General features: G+C 46.9%; 8 protein-coding genes. 5 read left to right on the forward strand and 3 right to left on the reverse strand.

The genetic code is table 11. The annotated features are described in order from the left end of the window. The 3 genes from B3G15_RS06805 to speB all read left to right on the forward strand — a co-directional run. The coding region (locus B3G15_RS06805) for an NAD(P)H-dependent oxidoreductase (RefSeq protein ID WP_414651116.1) at positions 1-666 on the forward strand (666 nt) is incomplete at its 5' end. A 144-nt stretch (positions 667-810) separates the two neighbouring features. Beyond that, a complete protein-coding gene (gene speE, locus B3G15_RS06810; protein WP_023466799.1) occupies positions 811-1,653 on the forward strand; it encodes a polyamine aminopropyltransferase in 843 nt (280 codons plus the stop codon). A gap of 114 nt (positions 1,654-1,767) precedes the next feature. Further along, entirely contained in the window at positions 1,768-2,640 is an 873-nt protein-coding gene (speB, locus tag B3G15_RS06815; protein ID WP_290719346.1) for an agmatinase, read from the forward strand. Between the two features lie 45 nt (positions 2,641-2,685). Here the strand turns inward: speB and B3G15_RS06820 are convergent, their stop codons facing one another. Continuing rightward, entirely contained in the window at positions 2,686-3,279 is a 594-nt protein-coding gene (locus B3G15_RS06820; RefSeq protein ID WP_290719348.1) for a LysE family translocator, read from the reverse strand. Next, entirely contained in the window at positions 3,279-3,737 is a 459-nt protein-coding gene (locus B3G15_RS06825) for an Lrp/AsnC family transcriptional regulator (RefSeq protein ID WP_050677294.1), read from the reverse strand. Before B3G15_RS06825 ends, B3G15_RS06820 begins: the two co-directional genes overlap by 1 nt. Before the next feature lie 220 nt (positions 3,738-3,957). Between B3G15_RS06825 and B3G15_RS06830 the strand changes: the two genes are divergently transcribed. Together B3G15_RS06830 and B3G15_RS06835 are read left to right on the forward strand one after the other, a co-directional pair. Next, positions 3,958-4,746, forward strand: coding sequence for a DUF4397 domain-containing protein (locus B3G15_RS06830; RefSeq protein ID WP_023466804.1), 789 nt, complete (start codon positions 3,958-3,960; stop codon positions 4,744-4,746). Further along, the gene (locus B3G15_RS06835) at positions 4,718-5,326 is read left to right on the forward strand and encodes a class F sortase (RefSeq protein WP_214861539.1); all 609 of its coding nucleotides are present in this window, start codon (positions 4,718-4,720) and stop codon (positions 5,324-5,326) included. Before B3G15_RS06830 ends, B3G15_RS06835 begins: the two co-directional genes overlap by 29 nt. 56 nt (positions 5,327-5,382) lie before the next feature. Here the strand turns inward: B3G15_RS06835 and B3G15_RS06840 are convergent. Then, the coding region (locus B3G15_RS06840; protein ID WP_290719353.1) for a methyl-accepting chemotaxis protein at positions 5,383-6,196 on the reverse strand (814 nt) is incomplete at its 5' end.

A 6,196-nucleotide genomic window follows, 5' to 3' on the forward strand; every position in this document is an offset into this window, starting at 1 on the left:
AAACAACAACAAAAACAAACAATTCTTGAAGCATTTCAATCTCGTCATGCGACAAAAGCATTTAATGGTCAAATGATCCCAGAAGACGATTTCCGGTTCATTTTAGAAACGGCGCGTCTGTCACCGAGCTCGTTCGGATATGAGCCATGGAACATGCTCGTCATTCAAAATCCAGAAATCCGAGAAGCCTTAAAAGAAATTTCTTGGGGCGCACAAGGACAATTACCGACAGCGAGTCACTTCGTCTTGTTTCTTGCCCGTACCGGAGAACAAATGCAGGCAGATGGTCCGCATGTCACGCAGATGATGGATTTCCTTGGTCTATCCGAAGAAGCGAAAGCCGGACGGACGAAGCGTTACGGTCTGTTTTTAGAGGAGGATTTCGCGATTGGTGATAACCCGAAAGCGATGGAAGACTGGGCAGCAAAACAAGCCTATATCGCACTCGGAAACATGATGTCGACGGCAGCACAAATCGGAATCGATTCATGCCCAATCGAAGGATTCGACCAGCAAGCCGTCGAGCAATTACTCGTCGATCGTGGACTGCTCGATCGCTCTGTTTTCACGGTGCCGGTCATGGTCGCATTCGGTTACCGGGCAGACGAACCAAAACGTGAGAAGCAACGTCGTCCGCTTGATGAAATCGTGACGTTCATCGAGTAAAGACGGAAGACAAAAATTTTCGAATTATATAGAAGTTTCTTTCGAAATTCGGTATACTCGCATTTGTATGATTAAGAAGCGCCGTAAACGCCACTCGCATACGAACAACTTTTGTCTTGATGAAAGAAAGGGGTTCTATCGCAAATGGAACAAAAATTAAAGTTATGGTTCACGGAACACCAAACGGAAGATTACGGTATCACATTCCGTGTCAACCACGTTTATGAGAGCGAACAAACGGAGTTTCAACGCCTAGAGATGGTTGAAACGGACGAGTTCGGTACGATGTTGTTACTTGACGGAATGGTCATGACGACAGATAAGGACGAGTTCGTTTACCACGAGATGGTCGCGCACGTCCCATTGTTCACACACCCGAATCCAAAATCGGTTCTGGTCGTTGGTGGAGGAGATGGCGGAGTCATCCGTGAAGTCTTGAAACACCCGTCCGTCGAAAAAGCTGTTTTGGTTGAAATCGACGGAAAAGTCATCGAGTATTCGAAAAAATACCTCCCGAACATTGCAGGTGGATTGGACGATGCACGCGTCGAAGTCATCGTTGGGGATGGATTCATGCATATCGCAGAAGCAGAAAACGAGTATGATGTCATCATGGTCGACTCGACAGAACCAGTTGGTCCAGCGGTCAACTTGTTCACGAAAGGCTTCTACTCTGGTATTTCAAAAGCATTAAAAGAAGACGGCATTTTCGTCGCACAATCGGATAACCCATGGTTCACACCAGACTTGATCCGTGATGTTCAACGCGACGTCAAAGAAATCTTCCCGATCACGAAGCTCTACATCGCAAACGTTCCGACGTATCCAAGTGGTCTTTGGACGTTCACGATCGGATCAAAGAAACACGATCCGCTTGCAGTTGCACCAGAGCGTTTCCACGAGATCGACACGAAGTATTACACGCCTGAGCTTCACACGGCAGCTTTCGCACTTCCGAAATTCGTTAAAGATTTGACGAACGGCTGAGCTCAGTCACTATAGCACACATGAACAGAGCGGTTTCGATCTTCGAAATCGCTCTGTTGTCAGGTAAACAGACGTTTGTATCAGCAAACGGCAAATGAACAGGGGGAATGGATCATGCGTTTTGATGAAGCATATTCAGGAAAAGTCTTTATCGCGAGTCAACCGACTCACGAAGATGCAAAAGGAATTTTATACGGCATGCCGATGGACTGGACGGTCAGTTTCCGTCCGGGTTCACGATTTGGTCCGGCACGTATCCGTGAAGTATCTCTTGGTTTAGAAGAATATAGCCCGTACTTAGATGGTGACATCGCTGACTCGAAGTTGTTTGACGCGGGAGATATCCCGTTACCATTCGGGAATGCTCAAAAATCACTTGATATGATTGAAGAATACGTCGATTCGTTACTGACAGCAGGCAAGTTCCCGCTCGGTATGGGTGGCGAACATTTAGTCACATGGCCGGTCGTCAAAGCGTTCGATAAACACTACGATGATTTCGTCGTGCTTCACTTTGATGCGCATACAGACTTACGCGATGAGTATGAAGGAGAGCCATTGTCGCACTCGACGCCACTTAAGAAAATCGCAAACTTGATCGGACCAGAGAACTGCTATTCATTCGGAATTCGTTCAGGTATGAAAGAAGAGTTCGAATGGGCGAAGACGTCAGGCTACAACCTCTTCAAATACGAGATCGTCGAGCCGCTTCGTCAAGTTCTTCCAACACTTGCCGGTAAAAAAGTCTACGTCACGATCGATATCGATGTTCTCGATCCGTCAGCAGCACCAGGAACAGGGACGCAAGAAATCGGTGGAGTGACGACGAAGGAATTACTTGAAGTCGTTCACATGATCGCACGAGCAGACGTTGACGTCATCGGCGCGGATCTGGTAGAAGTATGCCCAGCGTACGATCAATCCGATATGACAGCGATCGCGGCAGCAAAAGTATTACGCGAAATGATGATTGGATTCATTAAATGAAAAAGCAAAAGAGACCGGACGTGATGTCGGTCTCTTTTGTTTTGCTCAGAAGAAGAACTGAATGACCCCGAATGCACCGAATCCGATGATTAGACTGGCAGACGTCCACTGAATGATACGTAAAGTGGGTATCGCAAGCTGGTGCTTGAGCAGGTGCGTGATGTTCGCTAGAATGACCCACCAGGCGGCAGAACCGAGAAAAATACCGATTAGAAACAAAAACGCATCCTGTCCGTTCGTCATCGTTAACTCAAAGCGTGCAAACAACGCCAGGAACAGTGTGATCGTCATCGGATTTAAAAACGTCAGGAGTAAGACGGACAGATAGGCACTTAACCGTGACGTGGCCGTATCAGAAATCGAGGCGTTCGAAGAAGCTTGAAACATCAACCAGCCGATGTAACACAAAAACAGACTGCCAATCAATTGCATCCAAGATGCTTGGGTGAGTAAAGATTGCACGAGTGAAAAACCAGATAACGCGAGTATCCCGTAAGTGAAGTCTGCCGTAGCGGCTCCGAGTCCGGAAACGATGCCAGAAACTCTTCCATGTCGAAGAGTTCGTTGCATGCATAAGAGGCCGATCGGACCGACGGGGGCGGCTAAGGCAAATTCGATTCCAAAACCAGTCGTAAACATCAGTCGACCTCGGGTAACGGAAAATGGAGCGATTCCTTTTCCGTCCGCATGATGATTGTCGTTTTCGTCCGTAGGATACCTGCTAATTCTTTGATGTGGTAAGTGATGATTTCATCAAGTTGTTCTGTATCCCGACAGCGGATTTTAAGTAGGTAATCATCGTCCCCCGCGACGTGATGGCATTCTAGTACATACTCAAGTTCTTGAACTCGTTTTAGAAACGGTGCCCGATGTTCCGGTCGCTCGAGTGAAACAGCGACGAATGCAGCAAGGCGATAGTCAAAGGAGGTGGGGTCTAGCACCGTCGTCAACTGACGGATGATACCTTGCTCTTGTAAGCGTGCGACGCGCTCCGCAACAGCTGGTGCCGATAAGCCGATGTGTTGTGCAAGTGTTGACCATTTCATCCGGGCATCCCTTTTCAAAAAATTAATAATTTTTAAATCGTAGGAATCCATAGGCTTTAACCTTCTTTTCTATTGTTATTTAAAATATTTTATTTCGAAAAGAAAGAAAAAGTCAATGTGTTTTCAAAACAAGTTCATAGCACACTGAAATCTTTACACATTTACGGCAGTGTCTTAAGTTTAAGATGTCACCACGAAGGAAATGTTCTGAAGTGTAAGAACATTGGTTTGAGAGCGATGTACATTTGACAATCAGAAAGGTGGAAAAAAGATGAAGAAACTCTTATCGTTTGTGACCGCTACGTTACTGTTTGCACTATTCGTGCTACCAGTAGGCGCAGCAGATGACGCAATGGTTCGTGTCATTCATGCTTCACCAGATGCTCCGGCAGTCGATATCGCGGTCGATGGCAAAAAAGCGGTATCAGGAGCAAAATTCAAAGATGTCACAGATTACCTCACACTACCAGCTGGCGAACATAAAGTAGAAGTATTCGCTGCAGGAACTACGAAAGATCCTGTGCTCTCTCAAACACTCAACGTAGAAGCTGGTAAATTCTATTCGGTCGCAGCAATCGGCAAACTAGCTGATATCAAACTCGCGGTCATGGAAGACAACGGTAAAGGCGAAGATGGAAAATCAATGGTTCGTGTCGCACACTTTGCACCAGATGCGCCAGCTGTTGATGTCGCACCAAAAGGTGGAGACCCACTCTTCAGTAACCTTGAATTCTCGAAAGTCTCTGACTACGGTACACTCGATGCAGGTACGTATGACCTTGAAGTCCGTCCTGCAGGCGCAACGGATGTCGTCAAAGCACTGGATGGCGTCAAACTCGACAGTGGCAAAAACTATACAGCACTCGCAATCGGCTTACTTGAAGGCGAACCAGCATTTGAAGTCCTCTTGATCCCAGACGGTGGTGAAATGGCATCAATGCCAGAAACAGGACTTGGTGGTTCATCTGATACGGCTTCTGCTACACCATGGGCAGTCGCAGCAGCAGCTGCCTTGTTAGTAGGAACAGCGTATGTCGTCCGTCGTAAACAAAACGCTTAAGAGTAGTCTTCTTCTCTTACTCGTATTAGCCGGATGTCAATCGGGATCACCTCCAGATGCTACAAAGCCAGAAAAACCAAAACAAACCGAAACAACGACGTCTTCTTCGTCCACTCCATCCGAAGAGGTGGACGAAGAGGCGTTCATACCAACGCGTATTACAATTCCGACGCTCGATGTGAAAGCGAACATCGAAGTCGTCGGGAAGGATAAACAAGGACGGATGGATGTTCCGAAACAGACCGATCAGGTCGCTTGGTACAAGTACGGAGCAAAAGCCGGACAAACCGGGAATGTCGTGCTAGCCGGACATTTGGATGATCAAGAAGGTCCCGCTGTTTTTTATGATTTAGCCAAGATGAAAAAAGGGCAACGGATTGAAGTGACGGGAAAAGCAGGACAACAGGTATCGTACGTGGTGACGAACGTCATGTCCTATCCTGTCGATGAAGCACCTGTCGGATCAATCTTCGGTGCGACCGTCATGAATAAACTGACGCTCATTTCATGTATAGGTACGTTTTCAGAATCAAAAGGATACGATCAGCGTCTTGTCGTCACAGCAGAACAAGACGAGTAAAGTAAAATAGGCAATTCTTATTTCGGTTAAAACCGAGAATAAGAATTGCCTATTTTTTAATGTGTTTCGGAAGCAGCGACAAGATCCGTCGTCAATGTCGTCAAGCCTTGCGTCGTCTTACTGAGACCTTGGATTGTCTCGACGATTTGTCCGAGGTTTTCTTTGTTGCGTCCAAACAAGGTGAGGGAATTCTCCATTTCACTCTTAACGGTTTGAATTCCTTGTTTCACTTGTTGCAATTCTTGCTGAGATGCGGTGTTGGCACGTGTGATGTCTTCCATCTGAGAAACGAGTTGTGTGATATTACCATTGTTCTTTTGAATCAGACCGTTGATACTGCTACTCAATGACTTGGCATTTTCAGCAAGGTTTCGGACTTCGGTCGCGACGACAGCAAAACCTTTACCGTGTTCACCGGCACGTGCTGCTTCAATCGAAGCATTCAACGCGAGTAAGTTCGTCTGATTGGCGATTGCTTCGATGCTTTGCGTCATCTGGACGATGTCATCCGACGTTGTCTTCAATTCATGGATGCTTTCAAGCGAAGTACCGACTTGTTGTGTCGATTGAGCGAATTGTTGCTCCATCTGTTGCATCTGTCGTTCGTTGGCAATCGTCATTTGGACGAGTTGCTGACTCGTCTGCTCTGTCTGAGCTGTTTCTGCTAATACTTGTGAGGCACGACGGCTGGTCTCAACGATGGCATGATCCGTGTGCTCGACGGAACTTGCAACTTCTTGACTGACACGAACGACGTCTGTCAAAAGTTGACGACGCGACTCGTTCGCTGCTGTCACTTCATGAAGACGAGAATCGACATACTGGCTCGTCACGATTTGAGCATCTAAGTTCATCGCATGTGTCAAGGCG

The sequence above is a fragment of the Exiguobacterium sp. UBA1053 genome (genome assembly GCF_002316465.1).
GTDB classification, from domain to species: domain Bacteria; phylum Bacillota; class Bacilli; order Exiguobacteriales; family Exiguobacteriaceae; genus Exiguobacterium_A; species Exiguobacterium_A abrahamii.